An 18598-nucleotide genomic window follows, 5' to 3' on the forward strand; every position below is an offset into this window, starting at 1 on the left:
GCCAACACCGACCTGCTGATCACCGGGGCGGAGGTGGGGGCGAGCAAGCTGGCCAAGGCGGACAAGCTCGGCGTCGAGACGGCCGACCAGGGCGTCATCTGGCAGCAGCTCATCGACGCGGGGATCGCCTGACGTCGATCCGCGCGACGAGCGCGTCGAGTGCGAGGTCCACGGCGAACTCGTACTCGGCGGCGCCGTCGAACCGGGCCAGGTACGGCGCGGCCGAGGCCACCGCTGGCAGGCCGCTGCCCGCAAGAACCGCCCGGCGCTGAGCGATGCCGGCGAGGTCGGTGGTGCCGTACGTCGGCCCGGCGTTGACCTCGCGCAGCAGCGCCCCGACGAGGGTGGCGACGAGCATCCGCAGCAGGTGCACGGACTCCTCGGCGGGGCAGCCGGCGTCGCGCAGCACGGCCAGCACCGCCTCGACGGGGGCCAGCGCCTCAAGGGAGCCGAGCTGGCGGGTCAGCACCAGCGCGGCGGCCTCGGGATGGGCCAGGGCCGGCTCACGGAACGCGTACGCGATGGCCCGCAGGTCGGCGCGCACGTCGCCGGTCCGCCCAGGTAGCACCATCCCGCCCAGCACGTGCTCGGTGACGGCGTCGAGCAGCCCGTCCTTGCCATCGACGTGGTTGTACAGGCTCTTGGCGTCCACGCCGAGCACCCGCCCGACCGCCCGCATGCTCACGGCGGCGACCCCGTCGGCGTCGATGACCCGCAGGGTCGCCCGGACGATGGCGTCGCGGGACAGCTGGGACTCCCCCTTGGGCGGCCGGCCCCGGCGTGCGGTGGTCATGGGCCCCATCGTGCCGGACACCCTTGAAGAAATCCACGGTGTGGGTATAACGTGCAGTGAAACCCACACCGTGGATTAAAGGGGTCGCCATGTCCCGCTTCGCCCTGCCGCCCGACGACGTGCTGCGCGCCCGCGAGAAGCTGGTGCTGGACCACTTCCACGACGAGGTGCGCCAGGACTGGGACGCCACGCTGGCGACGTTCCCGCACCCCCGCTACGAGCTGATCGCCCAGATGACCGTGCACGACGGCGACGGCGAGGTCCGCGGCTACTACCACGACACGCGAGTGGCCTTCCCCGACCAGAACCACGAGATCATCGCCCTGCGCCACGCGCACGACGCCGTGATCGTCGAGTTCTGGCTGACCGGCACGCACCGCGGCCCGCTCGGCAAGATCCCGCCGACCGGCTCGAAGCACCGCACCCGGATGACCGCCTACTTCGTCTTCGACGAGCACGAGAACCTGGTCGCCGAGCGCATCTACTTCGACCAGCTGACCATCCTCAAGCAGCTGGTCGCGGGCCTGGACAAGCGCAATCCGGCCGACCTGCTCACGCTCGGCCGGGTCGTCGCGGGGGCGCTGGGCATGGCCGGCGGCGAGCCCGACCGGCGGCTGACCGACACGACAGCGCCGGAGCTCGGCCGATGAAGATCCACCACCTCAACTGCGGCACCATGCGGCCCTGGGCGACGCCCGAGGGGCTGGTCTGCCACGTCATGCTGGTCGAGGCCCCGGACGGTCTCGTCCTCGTCGACAGCGGCCTCGGCCTGCGGGACGCCACCGACCCGGCCGGCCGCTTCGGTCCCGGGCGGCGCTACGTCCGGCCCGCCTTCGACCGGGACGAAGCGGCGATCGCCCAGGTCAAGGAACTCGGCTTCGACCCACGCGACGTCCGGCACATCGTGCTCACCCACTTCGACTCCGACCACACCGGCGGCCTCGCGGACTTCCCGTGGGCCCAGGTGCACCTCACCGCGGCCGAGAGCCTCGCCGTCCACAGCCCGGCGGGGTTCGTCGAGAGTCGGCGATACCTTTCTTCCCAACGGGATCACGGCCCGATCATGGTCGAGCACTCCCCCGAGGCCGGCGAGCCGTGGCGGGGCTTCGCCGGGGCCGAGGAGCTCTGGCCGGGCATCGTGCTCATCGCCCTGCCCGGGCACACGCGGGGCCACGCCGCCGTCGCGGTGGACGCCGGCGACCGCTGGGTGTTCCACGCCGGCGACGCCTTCTTCCACCGCAACCAGCTCGTCGGCGGCAAGGCGCCGCTCGCCGTCGCCGCGCTGGAACGCGGCGTCGCCCATGACTGGGCCAAGGTCCGTGCCAACCACCGGCGGCTGGCCGAGCTGCGTCAGACCCCGGACCTGCTGCTCGTCAACGCGCACGATCCGGAGTTGCTTCGCATGGCTACCAGGTGACGGGCAACGCCAGCACGCCCCGCATCAGCCGGCCGGTGCGCCACTTGACGTCGCCGGCCGGCACCGCGAGGCGCAGGCCGGGCAGCCGGCGGACGAGCGTGTCCAGCACGACGCGCAGCTCCAGCCGGGCCAGCGGCGCGCCGAGGCAGTGGTGCACCCCGAACCCGAACGACAGGTGGTGGTTGGCTTCGCGCCCGAAGTCGAGGTCCTCGGCGTCGGCGAACATGGTCCGGTCGCGGTTGGCGGAGTCCAGCTGCACGAGCACGGCCTCGCCGGCCCGGATGACCTGACCGCCGAGCTCAAGGTCCTCCTTGGCGATGCGCGGCAGGTCGGCGACGGAGGCCAGCGGGGTGAGGCGCAGTAGCTCCTCGACCGCCGACGGGATCAGCGCCGGCTCGCGCACGAGCGCTTCCCAGCGGTCTCGGGCCGACAGCAGCTGGAACACGAAGCTGCCGATCTGGTTGGCGGTGGTCTCGTGGCCGCCGGCCAGCAGTGCGATGCCGAGCATCAGCAGCTCGTTGTCCGAGAGCCTGTCGCCCTCGTCGCGGGCGGCGACCAGCGCGGTCAGCAGGTCGTCGGCCGGCTCCACCCGACGCTGGGCGATCAACGTGTTCAGCAGCCCGGCCAGCTGGTTGCGCGCCGCCGCGACGTCCTCCGGCGTGACGCCGTTGCCCACCGACACGATCGCCTCGGTGCCGCTGCGCACCAGCCGCCGCTGGTCGATCGAGACGCCGAGCAGCTCGCAGATCACCTGCACCGGCAGCTCCCACGCCACGGTCTCGGCGAGGTCGATCGGCGGCGTCAGCCCGTCCAGGAGCGTGTCCACGATCTGCTGGACGCGTGGCTGCAACAGCTCGACGCGGCGGGCCGTGAAGGCCTTCGCCACGAGGGTCCGGATCCGGCCGTGCGCCGGCGGGTCCATGGCCAGCAGGTTGCCCGGCGGTTCGAAGCCCGGCCGCGAGCGCGGCACGTCCGCGCCGGCCGCCGCGGCCCGCGAGAACCGAGGGTCGGACAGCACGAACTTCGCCTGCTCGTAACGGGTGACCAGCCAGGCGTCGCCGCCGAACGGCATCGTCACCCGCAGCGGCGGCTCGCTCTCGCGCAGCTCGGCGAACCGCGGATGCGGCTCCAGGGCCACGGCCTCGCCGAACGGGTACCGGACAGCCTCCATCTGCACCCCTCTCGCCGCGCCCAACATCCCACCCGGCCCGGCCGACGCGCATCCGCTGACCGGGCGGCAATCGGCCGCGCAAAGAAACACCTAACGTCGGATGATCCCGGAATGAATGCGTTTACGCCGTTCAGTCGGTGGCGGGAAAGCGTTGTCAAGATAAGGTGAGATCCGCTCGCCATTCTATCTCGCGTCGGGGGAAGGAATTCATGCTCACCACAATTGCCGCTGTCGGCGCGCTGTTGTCCGCGCTCACCATGGCGCCGCACGACTGGAGTTCGCCGCCGCCGCCGGACAAGATCGTCATCGATGTGGCCACGGTGAACGGATCGGGTTGTCCCGCCCATACGGCGGCGGTGGCCGTGTCGGACGACAACACCTCGTTCACGGTGACCTACAGCAACTTCATGGCCAAGGTCGGACCGGGCGCGTCGCCGACCGACTTCATCAAGAACTGCCAGCTCAACCTGCGTGTGCACGTGCCGCAGGGCTTCACCTACGCGATCGCCGAGGCCGATTACCGGGGATTCGCCCATCTGGAGCCCGGCGCCACCGGACAGGAGAAGGCGAACTACTACTTCCAGGGCATGCCGCAGACCGCGGCGGTGACCCATAAGTTGACGACGCCGCTCGATGACGATTGGCAGACGACCGACACGACCGATGTCGCGAGCCTTGTCTACGCCCCGTGCGGAGAGGAGCGCAATTTCAACATTAACACCGAACTGAGGGCCGGCCTGGGAACGTCCGATCCGACGAAGACGAGTTTTGTCGCCATGTTCTCGACCGACGGCGGCATCACCACGACATATCACTTCGCCTGGAAGACGTGCTGAATCGACGCAGGAATCCCGGACGCCCGGCGGGGGCGTCCGGGATCAGCCGCCCCGGATCAATCGCCCCGGACGGTGAGGGTCGTCCACGCGCCGACGTGCACGCGGTCGCCGTCGCGCAGCGGATGCGGCACGCCGGACTTCAGGCCGTCGCGCGAGTAGTTCAGGTACGTCCCGTTGGCCGACTCCATGTCCACCACGGACCAGCCGCTCTCGCCGGGGACCAGCAGCGCGTGCAGGCGCGACACGCCCGGGTCCTCGGGCGGCCCGATCAGGTCGATGTCGGGCTCGATCCCCCGGCTGCGGCTGCGCCGCCCGATGGACATCTGCTGTCCCCGCAGCGAGAACCGCCGCTCCGGGCAGAACGGCGGGAAGCCGACGGTGTCGGCGTCCGGACCGCCCTCGGCCCGCACGTCCTCGAAGTACCGGCGATCGGCGCTGACCACCACCGACCAGGTCGTCGTCACCGGGGCCGCCGGGGACGACGTGGGCACGGCAAGGGAATCGGCGCCGCACTCCTCGCAGAACCGCCCGTCCAGCGGCGCCCCGCAGGACGGGCAGTCACCGGCGACCGGCGCGGGAGCCGGCGCCGGCGCCGCGGCGGAGGAGAACGCCAGGCCGCAGACCTCGCAGAACTCGTCGTCGGCCGAGTCGTGGCCGTTCGCGCACACCGGCATCAGTCGGCCTCCTCGGAGGAGCCGGCAGCCCGGCCGACGCGCTTGGTCACCTGGGACCGGCTCTCCAGGGTCATCGCGTCCACGGCGCTCACCCCGCGCTTGAGCCGGATCGTGCCGTGCACCGGGTCGACCACGTCGACGACGTTGGCCAGCAGCTTCGCAGTGTCCTCGTGCCCCGACTCGTGCGCGAGCGCCACCGCCCGGCCGAGCTTGGCGGTGGCGGTCTCGACGTCGCCGCTGCGCTGCGCCTGGAGGCCCTCCTCGATGGCGGCGGCGAGTTCGGCCTGCCCGGTGTAGTGCGCCACCTCGGGGCTGATCTTGGTCGACAGCACGGTGTCGTCGGTCCAGACGGCCAGCACCTGCCCGCGCGAGCCCAGCTGATCGCCGCCGGCCGACACCAGGCTGACCCGCCCGGCCAGCATCTTGTCGCCGACCGCGGCCGGCGCGACCTGGATGCACACGTGGTAGTCCCGGCTCTCCGAACCCCACGAGCCGGTCGGGTAGTCGCCGCTGCGCGGCCCGGACTCGGTGCGCCGCGCTGTGAGGTCGAGCAGCGTCGGCTCCACCTGTTTGACGAACTTCACGGTCGCGCCCTGCGGAGTCCACAGCCGCAGCGCCACGTCCGCCAGCTTCTTGCCCATCGACGCCGCGGTCATCGCCTTGAAGTCGGCCTCCAGCCCCGCCGGCTCGGCCACGATGTCCACCGAGCCGAGCATCGTCTCGGAGATCCGCCGCAGCTCGCCGACCTCCCAGTCGGTGCCCACGCCCCGGCAGTCGCACACGAACTCGCCGGTCACCTTCTCCAGGATCCGGGCCAGCTTCTCGGGCGGCTCGTGCTCGTTGCGGCCGTCGGTCAGCAGGATCGCGTGCCGCAGCCCGCTCGCCCTGCCGGCGAACAGCCTGGACGCCAGCCGCAGCCACTCCCCCATCGCCGTGCCGCCGTCCGCGACAAGCCGTTTCAGCGCGAACTTGGCCGCCTTCCGCGACTCCGCGTCGGCGCGGGCCAGGCCGCCCTCGTACGGGAAGACGACGGACGCGGTGTGCGTGCCGGCGATGACCGCGAACAGCACGCCGTCGCGCAGCGCGTCGATGGCGGCGGCGGTCGCCTGCTTGGCCGCCGCCAGCTTGGTCGACGGCCAGTCCATCGAGCCAGAGCAGTCGACGATGATCACCTCTGCGGCGGGTTCGTCCGTCACCTGCCCGGAAGAGGTCGGCCCAGCGTCGCCGCCGGTCGCGGTGACCGTTACGATCGCGTTGACCTCGGCCGCCCCCTGGGGCAGGTACTCGTTCTGGTAGACCTCGACCTGGAACTCGTTCATGCGCGCTCCTCGAACGGATACGGCAGCACCACAACGGTGATGTTGTCGTGGCCACCGCGGCGCAGGGCGACCGCGGTCAGCTCGGCGGCGACCGTCAGCGGCGGACCGCCGGACACCTCGGCGGCCAGTTCCTCCGCGGTGGGCAGGTAGTTCCACAACCCGTCGCTGCACACCACGAGCCGGCCGGGCTCCTCGGCGGGCACCACCACGACGCTCGGCGGGCCCTGTATCGCGTCCGCGCCCACCCAGCGGGTCAGCGCGCCGGCGACGGGGTCGGCGTCGTCTTTCGTCAGCAACCGGCTGCCGGACTCGGCGACCCAGTACGCGCGGCTGTCGCCGATCCAGCCGACGGTGATGGCGTTCTTCGTAGCCACCGCGGAGACGAAGGTGCAGGACGGCGCGCTCGTCAACGGATCGCCCATGCCTCGCACGGCCGCGTACGCCTCGGCGGCAGCGCGGTGCGTCGCGGCGGCGGCGTCCGATCCGTCGTCGACACCGTCGACCAGCGCGGCGACGGCCGCATCGGCGGCCGCTTGTGCTGCGGCGTCGGCATGTTCGGTGGATCCGACGCCGTCACAGACCACCGCGACGACGGCCTCCGGCGCCTCCTGCGGGCCGACCACCGCGAACGCCATCGCGTCCTCGTTGCGGGCACGGAGCGAGCCGCGATCGCTCACACCGGCGACGAGGCCGAGTTCGTACTCGGCGCGATCCCGCCCGGCCACGGCGTCCGGCGGGGTCCGGCGCAGCCGGATGCCCGCGCCGCAGCCCTCGCAGTAGCGGTCCGCCGGCCCGATCTCGTCGCCACATGCCGGGCAGTGCGTCAGAACCATGTTCTCGGCCTAATCTGGTTGGCCCGGTCCACCCAGGCGATGCGGTCGAGCCGGGTGGACGACTGCCGGGCCAGCGCCAGGTAGCAGCCCTCCATCCCCCGCCTCAGGTCTTCCGTCACGAGCCGCCGGCCCAGCACGGTGCCGCTGCCCGTGCCGGTGCGCGACCACTCGTAGGCGGCCTCCAGCAGCTCACGTTCGGCGTTCGTCCGCCGCACGTCGTCCAGTTCCAGCCCCGACAAACGGTTTCCGGCCAGCACCAGGTCCACTTCGGACAGTTTGTCCGTCGCGATGCGCCCGCGAACGGCCGCCAGCTGCGCCACCAGGTAGTGGCTGGACGTCTCCGGCACCGACTCCAGCACGTCCACCGCCTCGGCCCGGCGGCCGTCGGCCATCAGCACCCGTGCGAGGCCGAAGGCCGCGCTGAGGAAGCTGCGATCGGTGCGCCAGGCGAGCCGGTAGTAGCGGTCCGCGGCGGCGTTGTCGCCGGCGAGTTCGGCACAGGCGCCGATGGCCAGCTTCGGCGCGATCTCGCCGGGAACCAGGCCGTAGACCGCCTCGAACGACGCGCGGGCCAACGCCGGCTGGTTGCCGGCGAGTGACGCCAGGCCCCGATGCCATTCCACGCGCCAGTCGCCGGGCTCGATCTCGATGGCGTCGAGGGCCTTCCTGGCACCGTCGATGTCGCCGAGTTCGACACGGGCCCGCGCCAGCCGCAGTCCGACCTCGACACCCTTCACCTCGGCGTCGGCCAGCTCCTCGGCCAGCGCCGCCGGGTCGGTGAGGGTGATTCCCGCCAGGAACACCGTTCCAGGATCGTCGGCGTCCACTTTGGACACCGGCAGCGCCGCGGCGATCTCGGCGGCGGACGGCGGCCCGGACACGCCGAAGCTGCGCCGTTCGGCCGTGAACTCCACGGACAACCCGGGTCGCGGCTCGCCGTCCTCGGACGCCGCCACCTCGCGGAACACGCCCTCCAGCTGCTCACGCATCTCGCCGGCGGAGGCGAACCGCAGCGCCGGATCGCGATGCGTGGCCCGCAACAGCAGGCGGTGGAACGACTCCTGCTCGGCCAGCAGCGGAACGGTGCCCGCGCTCGGCAGGGACTCCTGGTAGGCGTTGTGGAAGTCGAACGGGAAGGTCATCACGGCCAGCGAGCGGCCGACGGTGTAGAGGTCCGAGGACGGCGAGGGCAGCTCCTTGCCGACCTCCGGCGCCTGGTAGCCGACCGTGCCGTAGATCGGGCTCACCTGGTCGTCCACGTGCCGCACCGCGCCGAGGTCGATCAGCTTGAGCTGGTCGCCGCCGTGGATCGCGTTGTCCGGCTTGAAATCGCAGTACACCAGGCCGCTGTCGTGCAGGTGCCCCAATGCCGGCAGCACCTTCAGCGTGTAGGCGATGGCCTGGGTGAGCGGCAGGCACGCGGTCGGGTCGCCGGCCTCGCGCAGCTGCTTGATCACGTCCTTGATCGAGGTGCCGCCGACGTACTCCATCACGATGTAGCCGGTGCCGCTGTGCTCCACGAAGTTGAAGATCCGCACGATGGTCGGGTGCTCCACCTCGGCCAGGAACCGCGTCTCGGCGACCGCCGCGGCCATCGCGTCCGCGTCGCCGGAGTCGAGCAGGCCCTTGAGCACCACCCAGCGGTCGGCGACCGCGTGGTCCAACGCCAGGTAGATCCAGCCCAGGCCGCCGTGCGCGAGGCAGCCGAGCACCTCGTACTGGCCCTGCACCAGCTCGCCCTGCGCGAGCTTCGGCACGAACGAGAACTGGTGCCCGCATTTGGGGCAGAAGCCCTCGGTGCGGCCGGGCCGATCGTCCCTGCCCCGCCCCACCTTCTCCCCGCAGCTGCTGCAGAACCGTTTGCTCTCCGGCACGGTGGGGTCGACCAGCACGGCGTCGCGGGGATCGCGGCGAGGCACGCTCGGGATCTCCACCACGCCCTCGCCGAGGCGTTCCCGTGTGCGCGACCGGGTCGAGCTGTGCGTGGATCGCGACGACGTGGTGGCGCCCGTCGGCGTGCTCCACGAGGTCAACGTCCCTGTCGCCGTGGACCGCGTCGACACCGGCGTCGGGGCCGAGGTTGTCGCGGCCAGGCCGCACGTGTCGCAGAAGCCGTCTTCGTCGATCGTGCCGCCACAGCCGGCGCGTGCGCAGGACGTCATCGCCCCTCCCGTCGAGCCTGGAGCGCTTCCTGGTACCGCTTGACCGCCCGGGTGGCGGCCGCCAGGTCGCACGGGATCGTGTACAGCAGGACGCGGGCTTCCCGGTGCACCGCAAGGAGATCCAGGTCCTCGGCGTACCCGAGGGTCCTGGCCTTGGCGTGGTAGGCGTCGAGCCGGCCCCGCAGTTCGAGCCGCCGGTCGAGCAGCCCGGTGGCCGAGGCCAGCCGGTCCCGGGAGTCGGCCAGGGCCTCGCCGGCGTCGCCGCGGAGGTCGTCCAGGGCGGTCGCGAGTTCCCGCAGCTGCCCGGAAAGCGTTGGCAGGCCGGCGAGCCGGGACCGCAGCGCCGGCACCGGATCCGTCAGCGGGGCCAGCCCCGGCGAGGCGATCTTCTCCAGCACCGTCACGTGCGCGGCCCGGATCTTCGTGCCCACCTCGGCGATCTCGTCGATCAGGGCGCCGAGCCGTTCCAGCTGCTCCGTCAGGGAATCCCGGGCCGCGGCCAGCGCCGTCAGGTCCGTCTGCACGGCGGCGATCCGCTCCGTGAGCTCGCGTCCCGGGGCGGGGGCGGCCAGTGGATCGGCGGCGAGACGGTTGCGGACCCTGGTGAGCTCGTCGGCGATCCGGTCGAGGTCGGGCTCCTCGACGCCGAGCGACTCCGCGAACGTCCGGGCGGCACGGAGGTCGGTGTCGAGCGGGTCGAGCTCGTCGATCCCCTTGCGCCAGGCCGCCTCTACGGCGTCGAGCAGCTCCGTCACCATGGTGCAGGCCGTGTCCATCAGCGCCGACAGGCTCGAGAGCTTGCCGATCTGCGCGGTCAGCTCCGTCAGTTCGGCGTCGCCGGGCCGGGACCGGCGGGCTCGCACCGCACGGGCCTGTTCGAGCAGCGTGCGGTGCGTCGAGAAGTCGTCCCACAGCCCACCGAGCGCGAGGCCGGCCACACCCCAGCGCTGCTCGGTGACGCCGGTCAGCGCGCCGCCGGCCAGCAGCTGATGGCCGGGGCGATCCTCCATGGCCACCAGCGCCTGGGCGATCCGGTCGCTGTCCGCGCCGAGCCGTTCTAGCGCGTGATCCACGTCGTCGACGGTGAGCATGGGCCATCAGTCCCGGTACTGCGGCGTCGGCGGCGCGGGCGTGGCGCCGGGCAGCAGGCTGCCCAGCCAGCGCTGGTAGGACGCGGTCCACGTGCCGTTGGACTCGACGTTCTGCAGCACCCCGTTGACGAACCGGACGAAGTCCTGGTTCTGCAAGGGAATCGCCATGCCGTAGGGCTCGTCGGCCAGCGGCGCGCCGACGACCTTCGTGTACTGGTCCTGCGCCGCCATGCCCGCGAGGATCACGTCGTCGGTCGACACGGCGTCCACCTGACCCTGCTGGAGCATGACCAGGCAGTCGGTCCAGTCCGACACCGACACGGGCACCGGCTTGGCCGGCAGCGCCGCGACGGCCGCCAGCGAGGTGGATCCCTTGGTGGCGCACACCTTCTTGCCGCCGAGCGCGGCCGGGCCGTCGATCGTCGAGTTCTGCTTGACCAGGATCCGCTGCTTGGCGTCGTAGTAGACGGCGGAGAAGCCGACCTGCTTGAGCCGGTCGCAGGTGATGGTCATGGTCCGCACCACGATGTCCACGTCGCCGTTCTGGAGCGCCGGGATCCGCTGGTCGGACGTGAGGACCTTGAGCTGGACCGCGTTCGGGTCACCGAGCAGGGCCTGCGCGACGGCCCGCGCCATGTCGATGTCGAAGCCCTGGATCTGGCCCGTGGCCGGGTCACGGAAGCCCATGTGGAACGTGTTCTGGTCGACGCCGACGATCAGCCGGCCGCGCTGGGCGATCTTCGCCATCGTCGACCCGGCCGGCATCTGACCGGGCGCCGGCAACGGGTTGGGCGGCCGCAGGCTGGCCACCGGATCGGTGCACTGCTCGGCGGCCGCGGCGGGCGGCGCGGCCCCCACGCTCGCGTTGCCCGGCAACGGCTCCTGCGCCGGCACGGTCGGGATCACGGTGGTGGAGACCGAGGCGCAGCCGGACAACGTCAGTGCGGCGGCGAGTACCACGAGCGCGCGTTTCATCGGTAGTCCCTGAGTCGTCGCCAGATGCCGGCCCCCGCGCCGGCGGCCGTCAGCACCGACAGCACCGCCACCACCACGACGACCCCGTTGAGCGCGCCGCCGGCGTCGGCCACCTTCTGGTTGAAGGCCGCCCTGGTCTGGTCGATGGCGTCCCGCAGGTCGCCGTCGAGCTTGTCGAAGGCCGTCGCGGCACTGTCCGTGCCGGTGCCGATCGCGACCGTCACCGCGCCGCCGTAGTCGCCGGAATCGTCGGCCTTGCGCAGCTTTGCGTGCGCGGCGGTCCACGCCGCGTGGTCGCTCCTGGCCGCGTCGATCTTCGCCCGGACCTTGTCGTCGGTGGCCTGTGTGCCGGCCTTGGCGAGCAGGTCGCCGAGATGCTTGTCCACCTGCGTGTAGTCCGTCTGGTACGCCTGGCCGGCGCCGCGGGCGACCAGCGTCAGCGTCTCGTCCGACCGTGCGGCCAGCGTGGCGATCCTGGCCGCCGCCAACGTGTCCACCTGTGCCGAGCCGTCGCGCTGGCTCGCGCTGATGTCCCCCATCACCGCGATGCCGGCGACCATCACCCACAGCAGGGCCACCAACGCCGCCGCCGTCGCGCCCAGCAGGCCCACGTTGAACACGCGATTCGTCCGGCGGTACAAGGTGATCTGCGCCGCGACGAGCAGGCCCAGAACCGCCAGCCCCAGCAGAAGTTCGAGGATCGGGAAGGAGCCCGCGCCGTCCTGGTCGTCGGTGACCTGCCCGGTTTCGGTGCGGTACAGGTCCTGCGCCGCGGGTAACAGGCGCGTCCGCATCAGCGTGGACGCCTCCCGCTGATAGGCCGCGCCGAGCGGCAGCCCCTGCTGGTTGTCCGCCCGCGCCGTCTCCACGAGGCCCGCGTACACCGGCAGCTGCTCGGACAACGTCGCCAGCGTGCTGCCGGAAGCCGTGACATCGCCCGGATCCCGCGCCGCCACGGCGACCGCCAGCGTTCCGGACGCCTGCGCGATGTCCGCTTCGTACCGTCGACGGGTCGCGGTCGGTTCCAGGCCGCCGGACAGGAAGGCGCCGGTCGCCGTGGCGTCCGCGTCCGACAGCGATCGGTAGATCTGCTCCGCCGCCACGCTCAGTGGCCCCGTGCGTGCGGCGAGGTCATCCACCGCCTGCACGCGACTCTGCACGCCGAGGCCCGTCAGCGCGCCGGCCAGCAACGCCACCAGGATCAGGACCAGCGCGAACCCGCCCAGGACGCCGGGCGTCGTCCCGGCCAGCCCCGCGAGCCCGCGCCCCCGTCTGTCCGCCTCGACGAGCGTCATCGCGCCACCCCCTGCCTCCCTTCCAGACTGCCACGAGTACGGGGGCGGCTGTGTGTCGTTTGACCTTGACTTAGTGTTCGGCCGGAACTGTCAGACCCACCGGTTAGGGTCGGCAGGACCGATCGACACCACCAGGACGGACGCCGTGGAACTCACCTCGCACCTCTCGCCCGCCGACCGCGAGCGGGTCGATGCCCGGCTGCGCAGCAACCTGATCGCCTGGCTGACCACCGTCCGGCCGGACGGGCAGCCGACCAGCGTCCCGGTGTGGTTCCTGGTCCGCGAGGACGGCACCGTCCTGGTCTACAGCCGCGCCGGCAACCCGAAGCTGCGCAACATCGCGGCCAACCCCAGGGTCAGCCTCACCCTCGACGTCACCGACATCGGCCGCAACGTCGTCCGCATCGAGGGCACCGCGGCACAGGTCCACGACCAGCCCGCCCCGGACAAGGAGCCCGCCTACCTCGCGAAGTACACCGAGCGCATGGCGGCCATGTTCGAGACCCCCGAGCAGTTCGCCGCGATCTTCACCACCGCGATCGTCATCACGCCGACCAAGCTGCGGGTCTGACGGCGCCTCAGGCCGGGACGAAGTACGGGCCGCTGGCGTCGAACGCGGAGCGGTTGGCCGCGACGAACTGCTCCACCGACTGCGGGATCCGGTCGCCGACCTTCTCCACGACGTCGTTGGTGCCGGCGAACACGCCGTGCTGGTAGTCGACGGCGACGTTGCCGAGGTGCTGCACCAGGTGCGTGGGGAGGCCGCGGCGGGTCATGGCCGCGGCGAACTCCTCGACGCTGATCGGCTCGTAGTGCACCGGGATGCCCAGCGTGGCGGACATCGTCCGGGCGATGTCGTGATGATCCGATTCCACCGGGCCGTGCAGGGTGTAGGCGGCGCGGTCGTGCGGCGCGGGGTCGGTCAGCACCGAAGCGATCACGTACGCCTGGTCGACGGAGGCGATCGGCGCGTGCCGGCCGTCGCCGAACGGCAGCCGGAGGTAGCCCTCGCCGTCCCGCAGCTCCCACCAGGTCGTCAGCCACTCGGCGAAGAACGTCGGCCGCACGTGGGTGACGAGCAGGTCGGTGCGGTCGAGGAGCCGCTCGCACAGCCAGTGCTGCCGCGCGGCCTTGCTGCCGGCCTCCCGGCGGGCGGAGATCTGCGACATGTTGACCACTGACCGGACGCCGGCCTCGGTCGCCGCCTGGGCGAAGATCATCGTGGCATCGGCCAGGCCCGGCCGGATCGGGTAGCACAGGTAGGCGCCGGACACCCCGCGCATCGCGGCGCTGACGCCGTCGAGGTCGAGCAGGTCCGTGTAGACCACCTCGGCGCCGGCGGCGGTCAGCCGCTGGGACCGCTCGTCCTCCCGATGCGCCACCGCCCGTACGCGATACCCGCGCTCCAGCAGGACGTCGACCGTCGCACCGCCGGTCTTGCCGGTCGCGCCGGTCACCAGGAACAGCCTGTCGTCGCTCATCACCACTCCAGTTCCACGGGCAGGTAGGGGACGGAATCCGGGGCTTCCTTGCGGGCCTTCAACGCCCGCTCCGCCGGGGCGCCGGCCGGCACCCGCAGCGGCGGTTCGGGATGTTCGACCGTGTCCGCCACGACGGCCGCCACCTCCTCCGGCGTCACGGCCTCGCCGCGCAGCGCGCCGAGCTGCCGGTACAGCGGCAGGTAGGGATCGTCATCGGCGAAGAACGACTGGGCCTCGGCGGCACCGTCAGTGGCGACGGCCCCGGGTTGAACGATGCTCACCTTCACGCCGAAGTGTCCGGCCTCCAACGCCAGTCCCTCGGCGATCGCCTCCAGCGCCCACTTGCTCGCGCCGTACGGGGCGATGATCGGCAACACCATCCGCCCCTGGATGCTGGATACGAACACCAGCCGCCCGGAACCCCGCTGGCGCATCGCCGGCAGCAGGCCCTGGACTACACGCAGCGCGCCGAAGGTGTTGAGCCGGAACAGTTCCTCGACGGCCGCCAGCGGCACGCTCTCCAGCGGCGCGCGGACGGTGGCGCCGGCGTTGCTGACCAGCACGTCGATCTCACCGGCGGCCCGGACGGCGGCGTCGACGCCGGCCTGGTCGGTCACGTCGAGCGCCAGCCGCTGATCGACGGGCAGGTCGGCCAGCGCCTCCGGGCGGCGGGCGGTGGCCACGACGCGATGACCCCGGTCGGCCAACTCGACGGCGATGGCGCGGCCGATGCCCCGGGACGCCCCGGTGACGAGCACGGACGTCATGCCGAACCTCCTCGTCTCAGTTCAGTGATTGAACCAACCGTAGCACAAGTGGTTCAATGACCGAACTATTCGAGGTGAGGCAGGAACATGAACGCTCTGGTACTGGGCGGCGGCGGGCCCGTCGGCGCCGCGTGGACGGCGGCGCTGCTGCACGGGCTGGTGTCCGCCGGCCTCCCGCTGGCCGAATCCGACGTGGTGCTGGGCACCTCCGCCGGCTCCCTGGTGGGCGCCTGGCTGACCATGCGCCCCGGCGATCTGGCGACCGTGCCTGACCGGATGCGCCGACGCGCCGCATGGCACGCCGGCAACGCCAAGTCCGGCCACGGCGACCGAAGCCTGATGGGCCGCGCACTGGCGAAGACCGAGCCCGCGGTGAGCATCGCCAAGGCGGCGGCCCAGGCGTTCCCGCCGATCTCCGCCGAGCAAGCACAGGCGATGTGGCAGGCCGACCTGCCCGACGACCCCTGGCCGCCGAGTCTGCGGGTGGCGTCGGTGAACGGCGGCACCGGTCTCGCGCATCTCTGGTCGGCGGCCGACGGCATCCCGCTCGCCGTCGCGGTGGCGTCCTCGACGGCCGCGCCCGGCGTCGCCCCGCCGGTCGCCCTGGGCGACGAGTTCTGGGTGGACGGCGGTGTGCGTTCCGGCACCAACGCCGACCTGATCGACGTACCCGGCAACGTGCTCGTCGCGACGGCACTGGCCGGCGATGATCTCGCCCGCGAGGAGGCGGTCCTCGTCGAGCGCGGGCACAGCGTGCGGATCGTCACCCCGACGCCGTTCTTCCGGGTCGTCACCGATCTCCTCGATCCCGGCCTCATCGACGCCGCCGCGGCCGTCGGCGCGAGCCAGGCCGCGGACATCGCCGCCGACATGGGGAAATGGTGGCAGTACAGTGACTGAACTGTTCGGGTAGGCTGGGAACATGGTGCTGCCGAACACGTACGCGGAGCGCAACTGCTCGCTGACCCGGGCGTTGGAGGTGGTCGGCGAGCGCTGGACGCTGCTGATCGTCCGCGACGCGTTCCACGGCGTCCGCCGGTTCGGCGACTTCGCCACCCAGCTCGGGATTCCGCGCGCCGTGCTGACGGCCCGGCTCAAGACCCTGGTACGGGAGGGAGTGCTGGTACGGGAGGAGGACGCCGCCGGCCTCGTCGAGTACAAGCTCACCGATCGCGGCATCGCGCTGTGGCCGGTCGTGCGGGCGATGATGCACTGGGGCGACGAGTCGTACTCGCCGGCCGGCGTCAAGCGCGCCCTGCGGCACGACGCCGACAACGGCCTGATCGGCGCGGACAACAAGTGCCAGATCTGCGGCGAACTCGTTCCCGTGCCGGACATCCGCATCGAGGCCGGCCCCGGCTTCGCGCCGTCGGCCGCCGAGCTGGACCCGGTTTCCGAGGCGATGATCCAGCCGCGCCGGCTGCTCGAACCGATCGTGACCGGCCGGGCGGCGCAGGCGTAGGCGTCGGTCCACGGTGTCCGGATCGGCATGAGGATCCCTCGCCGATCGGGCACGAGCCGTCGGCACGAATTGCCGGCTCCTGTTCCGTACCGCCGGATGGCGTCGACCTCACGGTGGCCGACGCGTCCGTGATGCCGTCGGTCATCGGAGCCAACACCAACGCGACCGTGATGGCCATCGCGGAGCGGGCGGCGGAACTCGTCGCAGGGTGAGCAAATCCGGCCGGATCGGCGGACAATGACCGGTTGTGGAGGTTCTCGACAGGGAGTTGACGAAGGTCCGGCTCTGGCTCGCCGCCGGGCTGTCGGGCAAGGTCGCCGGGCCCAACGCCGCCGAGATGCACCACCGGATCATGGACACGCCCGGGCCGCGCTGGTTCGCGCCGGACCGGCCGATCCGGGTCGTGCACGGCGACGCGGCGGTGTTCATCGGCGGCCTGCGGGCGTTGCTGCTGCAATCACTTCATCCGCTGGCCATGGCCGCCGTCGCCGCGCACTCCGACTACCGCGGCGACCCGTGGGGACGGCTGCAACGGACCAGCGCCTTCATGGCCACCACCACCTACGGCACCGCCGACGACGCCGAGCGGGCGGTGGCCATCGTGAAGGCCGTGCACCGGCGCGTACGGGGCACCGCGCCCGACGGCCGCCCTTACGCCGCCGGGGATCCGCACCTGCTGGAGTGGGTGCACGTCGCCGAGGTGGACAGCTTCCTGCGCTGCCACCAGCGTTACGGCGCGGAGCCGCTGGACGAGGCCGGCGCCGACGGCTACGTCGCCGACATGGCGCGAATCGGGACGGAGCTCGGCGTGCCGGACCCGCCGCGGACCCGGGCCGAGCTGACGTCCAGGCTGGCCGGTTTCCGGCCCGAGCTGGCGGGAACCCCGCAGGCCCGCGCCGCGGCCAGGTTCCTGCTGCTCAACGCTCCCCTGCCGCTGCCGGCGCGACCGGCGTACGCGGTGCTGGCGGCGTCGTCGGTGGCGATGCTGCCCGCCTGGGCCCGCTGGCCGCTGCGCCTGCCCTACCTGCCGCTGACCGAGGCGACCGCGGTCCGCGCCGCCGGACACACGCTGGTCACCGCTTTGCGCTGGATCCTTGACACTCGGTCACGGCCGGACGTGTAGATTCTCGCGGGATTCGGGTACCCAGTGGCGTTCCCGAGCACGGGGGAGGCCGATACGTGGACGGTGACCCGTTCGACGCGACCAGCGAGCGACCACTGCTGTCCCACCGCTACCGCATCGGCGCGCTGCTCGGCTGCGGCGGCATGGCCGAGGTGTACCGGGCGTACGACCTGCGGCTGGAGCGGCCGGTGGCGATCAAGCGGTTCACCGGGACGTCCAACGCGCTCGACCGCCGGCGGTTCGACGACGAGGCCCGGCTGCTCGCCGGCCTGTCGCACCCGGGCCTGGTCGTGGTGTACGACGCGGGTCAGTTCCGGGACAGCCGGTACCTGGTGATGCGGCTGGTGGACGGCCCGACCCTGCACGCGGCGCTGGACCGCGAGCGGCTCACCGTGGACAGGATGGCGGCGCTGGCCGGCCGGCTGCTGCCGACGCTGGCGTACGTGCACGCGCGCGGCATCGTGCACCGGGACATCAAGCCGTCGAACATCCTGATCGGCCTGGACGGCGAGCCCTATCTGGCGGATTTCGGGCTGGCCCGGCTGATCGGCGGGGACAGCATCACCCGCTCCGGCGAGATCGTCGGCACCGCCGCCTACCTGGCGCCGGAGCAGGTCCGCGGCCAGCCGGCGACGCCGGCCTCCGACGTGTACTCCCTGGGCCTGGTGCTGCTCCAGTGCCTCACCGGTCGGCAGGAGTACCAGGGCAGCCAGGCCGAGGCGGCGCTGGCCCGGCTCACGCGTGATCCGGAGATCCCGGACGGGCTGCCGGGCCCCGTGGCGCTGCTGCTGGCCGACATGACCCACAAGGACCCCGCGCGGCGGCCGTCGGCGGTGGAGTGCGCGGAGCGCTTCGCCCGGCTCGACGCCGTCGAACTGGCGACGATCCCGCTGCCGCAGCCTCGTCGGCGCCCCATGGGCGCGGTGCTGATCGGGGCGGTCCTCGCGGCCGGCGGCGCGTTCGCTTTGGCGCTGTGGCCCGTGGAACCGACCGCGGAGACCACCGCCCCTCCCCCGGCTTCGACCTCCACCACGTCGCCTCCGACGACGACCACTTCCACCAGCACGACGACCACCCCCGCCACGGTCGTCGTACAGCCTCAGGATCCGACGGACCAGGTTCCGCCCAGTCAGGTTCCGCCCGGTCAGGCCAAGAACAACGACCACGGGCCGCCCCCGGGCAAGGGCAAGCACCACTGA

The 18598-nt window shown here is 72.1% G+C and carries 20 protein-coding genes; 9 read left to right on the plus strand and 11 right to left on the minus strand.

Annotated elements, in window-relative coordinates; all coding sequences use genetic code 11:
- Positions 1-109 precede the first annotated feature (109 nt).
- Positions 110-793 carry a TetR/AcrR family transcriptional regulator gene (locus BCF44_RS25525; RefSeq protein ID WP_211353224.1) on the minus strand — a complete coding sequence of 228 codons (684 nt, stop codon included), beginning with the start codon at positions 791-793 and terminating at the stop codon, positions 110-112.
- Positions 794-882: 89 nt separating this feature from the next.
- Here BCF44_RS25525 and BCF44_RS25530 point away from each other — a divergent pair, with 89 nt between their 5' ends.
- Positions 883-1443, plus strand: a complete 561-nt coding sequence (locus tag BCF44_RS25530) for an ester cyclase (protein ID WP_116176925.1) — start codon at positions 883-885, stop codon at positions 1441-1443.
- Positions 1440-2210 (plus strand): MBL fold metallo-hydrolase, encoded by a 771-nt coding sequence (locus BCF44_RS25535; RefSeq protein WP_116176926.1) that lies wholly within the window; start codon positions 1440-1442, stop codon positions 2208-2210. The genes BCF44_RS25530 and BCF44_RS25535 overlap by 4 nt, the downstream gene beginning before the upstream one ends.
- Here the strand turns inward: BCF44_RS25535 and BCF44_RS25540 are convergent.
- Positions 2200-3381 carry a cytochrome P450 gene (locus BCF44_RS25540; protein ID WP_246015548.1) on the minus strand — a complete coding sequence of 394 codons (1182 nt, stop codon included), beginning with the start codon at positions 3379-3381 and terminating at the stop codon, positions 2200-2202. The genes BCF44_RS25535 and BCF44_RS25540 overlap by 11 nt on opposite strands.
- A 209-nt stretch (positions 3382-3590) precedes the next feature.
- Between BCF44_RS25540 and BCF44_RS25545 the strand changes: the two genes are divergently transcribed.
- The gene (locus tag BCF44_RS25545) at positions 3591-4217 is read left to right on the plus strand and encodes a DUF4360 domain-containing protein (RefSeq protein WP_116176928.1); all 627 of its coding nucleotides are present in this window, start codon (positions 3591-3593) and stop codon (positions 4215-4217) included.
- A 56-nt stretch (positions 4218-4273) separates the two neighbouring features.
- On the opposite strand, the gene BCF44_RS25550 is transcribed toward BCF44_RS25545, so the two are convergent.
- Genes BCF44_RS25550 through BCF44_RS25580 form a run of 7 tightly spaced genes read right to left on the minus strand, consistent with a single transcriptional unit; the run spans position 4274 to position 12566 of the window.
- Positions 4274-4891 carry an FHA domain-containing protein gene (locus BCF44_RS25550; RefSeq protein ID WP_116176929.1) on the minus strand — a complete coding sequence of 206 codons (618 nt, stop codon included), beginning with the start codon at positions 4889-4891 and terminating at the stop codon, positions 4274-4276.
- Entirely contained in the window at positions 4891-6210 is a 1320-nt protein-coding gene (locus BCF44_RS25555; protein WP_116176930.1) for a vWA domain-containing protein, read from the minus strand. Before BCF44_RS25555 ends, BCF44_RS25550 begins: the two co-directional genes overlap by 1 nt.
- Positions 6207-7043: a PP2C family protein-serine/threonine phosphatase gene (locus BCF44_RS25560; RefSeq protein ID WP_116176931.1), complete on the minus strand. Its 837-nt coding sequence runs from the start codon at positions 7041-7043 to the stop codon at positions 6207-6209. Before BCF44_RS25560 ends, BCF44_RS25555 begins: the two co-directional genes overlap by 4 nt.
- The gene (locus BCF44_RS25565) at positions 7034-9205 is read right to left on the minus strand and encodes a serine/threonine-protein kinase (RefSeq protein WP_116176932.1); all 2172 of its coding nucleotides are present in this window, start codon (positions 9203-9205) and stop codon (positions 7034-7036) included. The genes BCF44_RS25560 and BCF44_RS25565 overlap by 10 nt, the downstream gene beginning before the upstream one ends.
- A complete protein-coding gene (locus BCF44_RS25570; RefSeq protein WP_170217739.1) occupies positions 9202-10278 on the minus strand; it encodes a hypothetical protein in 1077 nt (358 codons plus the stop codon). Before BCF44_RS25570 ends, BCF44_RS25565 begins: the two co-directional genes overlap by 4 nt.
- Positions 10279-10302: 24 nt before the next feature.
- Positions 10303-11271, minus strand: a complete 969-nt coding sequence (locus tag BCF44_RS25575) for a glutamate ABC transporter substrate-binding protein (protein ID WP_116176934.1) — start codon at positions 11269-11271, stop codon at positions 10303-10305.
- Positions 11268-12566, minus strand: coding sequence for a hypothetical protein (locus tag BCF44_RS25580; RefSeq protein WP_116176935.1), 1299 nt, complete (start codon positions 12564-12566; stop codon positions 11268-11270). Before BCF44_RS25580 ends, BCF44_RS25575 begins: the two co-directional genes overlap by 4 nt.
- A gap of 145 nt (positions 12567-12711) precedes the next feature.
- Here BCF44_RS25580 and BCF44_RS55640 point away from each other — a divergent pair, with 145 nt between their 5' ends.
- Positions 12712-13137: a TIGR03667 family PPOX class F420-dependent oxidoreductase gene (locus BCF44_RS55640; protein ID WP_170217740.1), complete on the plus strand. Its 426-nt coding sequence runs from the start codon at positions 12712-12714 to the stop codon at positions 13135-13137.
- 7 nt (positions 13138-13144) lie between these two features.
- Here BCF44_RS55640 and BCF44_RS25590 read toward each other — a convergent pair whose 3' ends face one another.
- Both BCF44_RS25590 and BCF44_RS25595 read right to left on the minus strand, forming a co-directional pair.
- Positions 13145-14047, minus strand: coding sequence for an NmrA family NAD(P)-binding protein (locus tag BCF44_RS25590; protein ID WP_116177299.1), 903 nt, complete (start codon positions 14045-14047; stop codon positions 13145-13147).
- Positions 14047-14814, minus strand: a complete 768-nt coding sequence (locus BCF44_RS25595) for an SDR family oxidoreductase (protein ID WP_116176937.1) — start codon at positions 14812-14814, stop codon at positions 14047-14049. The genes BCF44_RS25590 and BCF44_RS25595 overlap by 1 nt, the downstream gene beginning before the upstream one ends.
- A gap of 87 nt (positions 14815-14901) precedes the next feature.
- On the opposite strand from BCF44_RS25595, the gene BCF44_RS25600 reads away from it, so the two are divergent.
- From BCF44_RS25600 to BCF44_RS25620, 5 genes are all read left to right on the plus strand, one after another.
- Entirely contained in the window at positions 14902-15714 is an 813-nt protein-coding gene (locus tag BCF44_RS25600) for a patatin-like phospholipase family protein (RefSeq protein WP_116176938.1), read from the plus strand.
- A 22-nt stretch (positions 15715-15736) separates the two neighbouring features.
- Entirely contained in the window at positions 15737-16276 is a 540-nt protein-coding gene (locus tag BCF44_RS25605) for a winged helix-turn-helix transcriptional regulator (protein ID WP_116176939.1), read from the plus strand.
- A gap of 113 nt (positions 16277-16389) precedes the next feature.
- Positions 16390-16488 (plus strand): GMC oxidoreductase, encoded by a 99-nt coding sequence (locus BCF44_RS57760; protein ID WP_246015550.1) that lies wholly within the window; start codon positions 16390-16392, stop codon positions 16486-16488.
- A gap of 35 nt (positions 16489-16523) precedes the next feature.
- Entirely contained in the window at positions 16524-17399 is an 876-nt protein-coding gene (locus BCF44_RS25615) for an oxygenase MpaB family protein (protein ID WP_246015553.1), read from the plus strand.
- Positions 17400-17455: 56 nt separating this feature from the next.
- Complete coding sequence (locus BCF44_RS25620; protein ID WP_116176940.1) at positions 17456-18598, plus strand: serine/threonine-protein kinase; 1143 nt, start codon at positions 17456-17458, stop codon at positions 18596-18598.

Source organism: Kutzneria buriramensis, assembly GCF_003387475.1.
Taxonomy (GTDB): domain Bacteria; phylum Actinomycetota; class Actinomycetes; order Mycobacteriales; family Pseudonocardiaceae; genus Kutzneria; species Kutzneria buriramensis.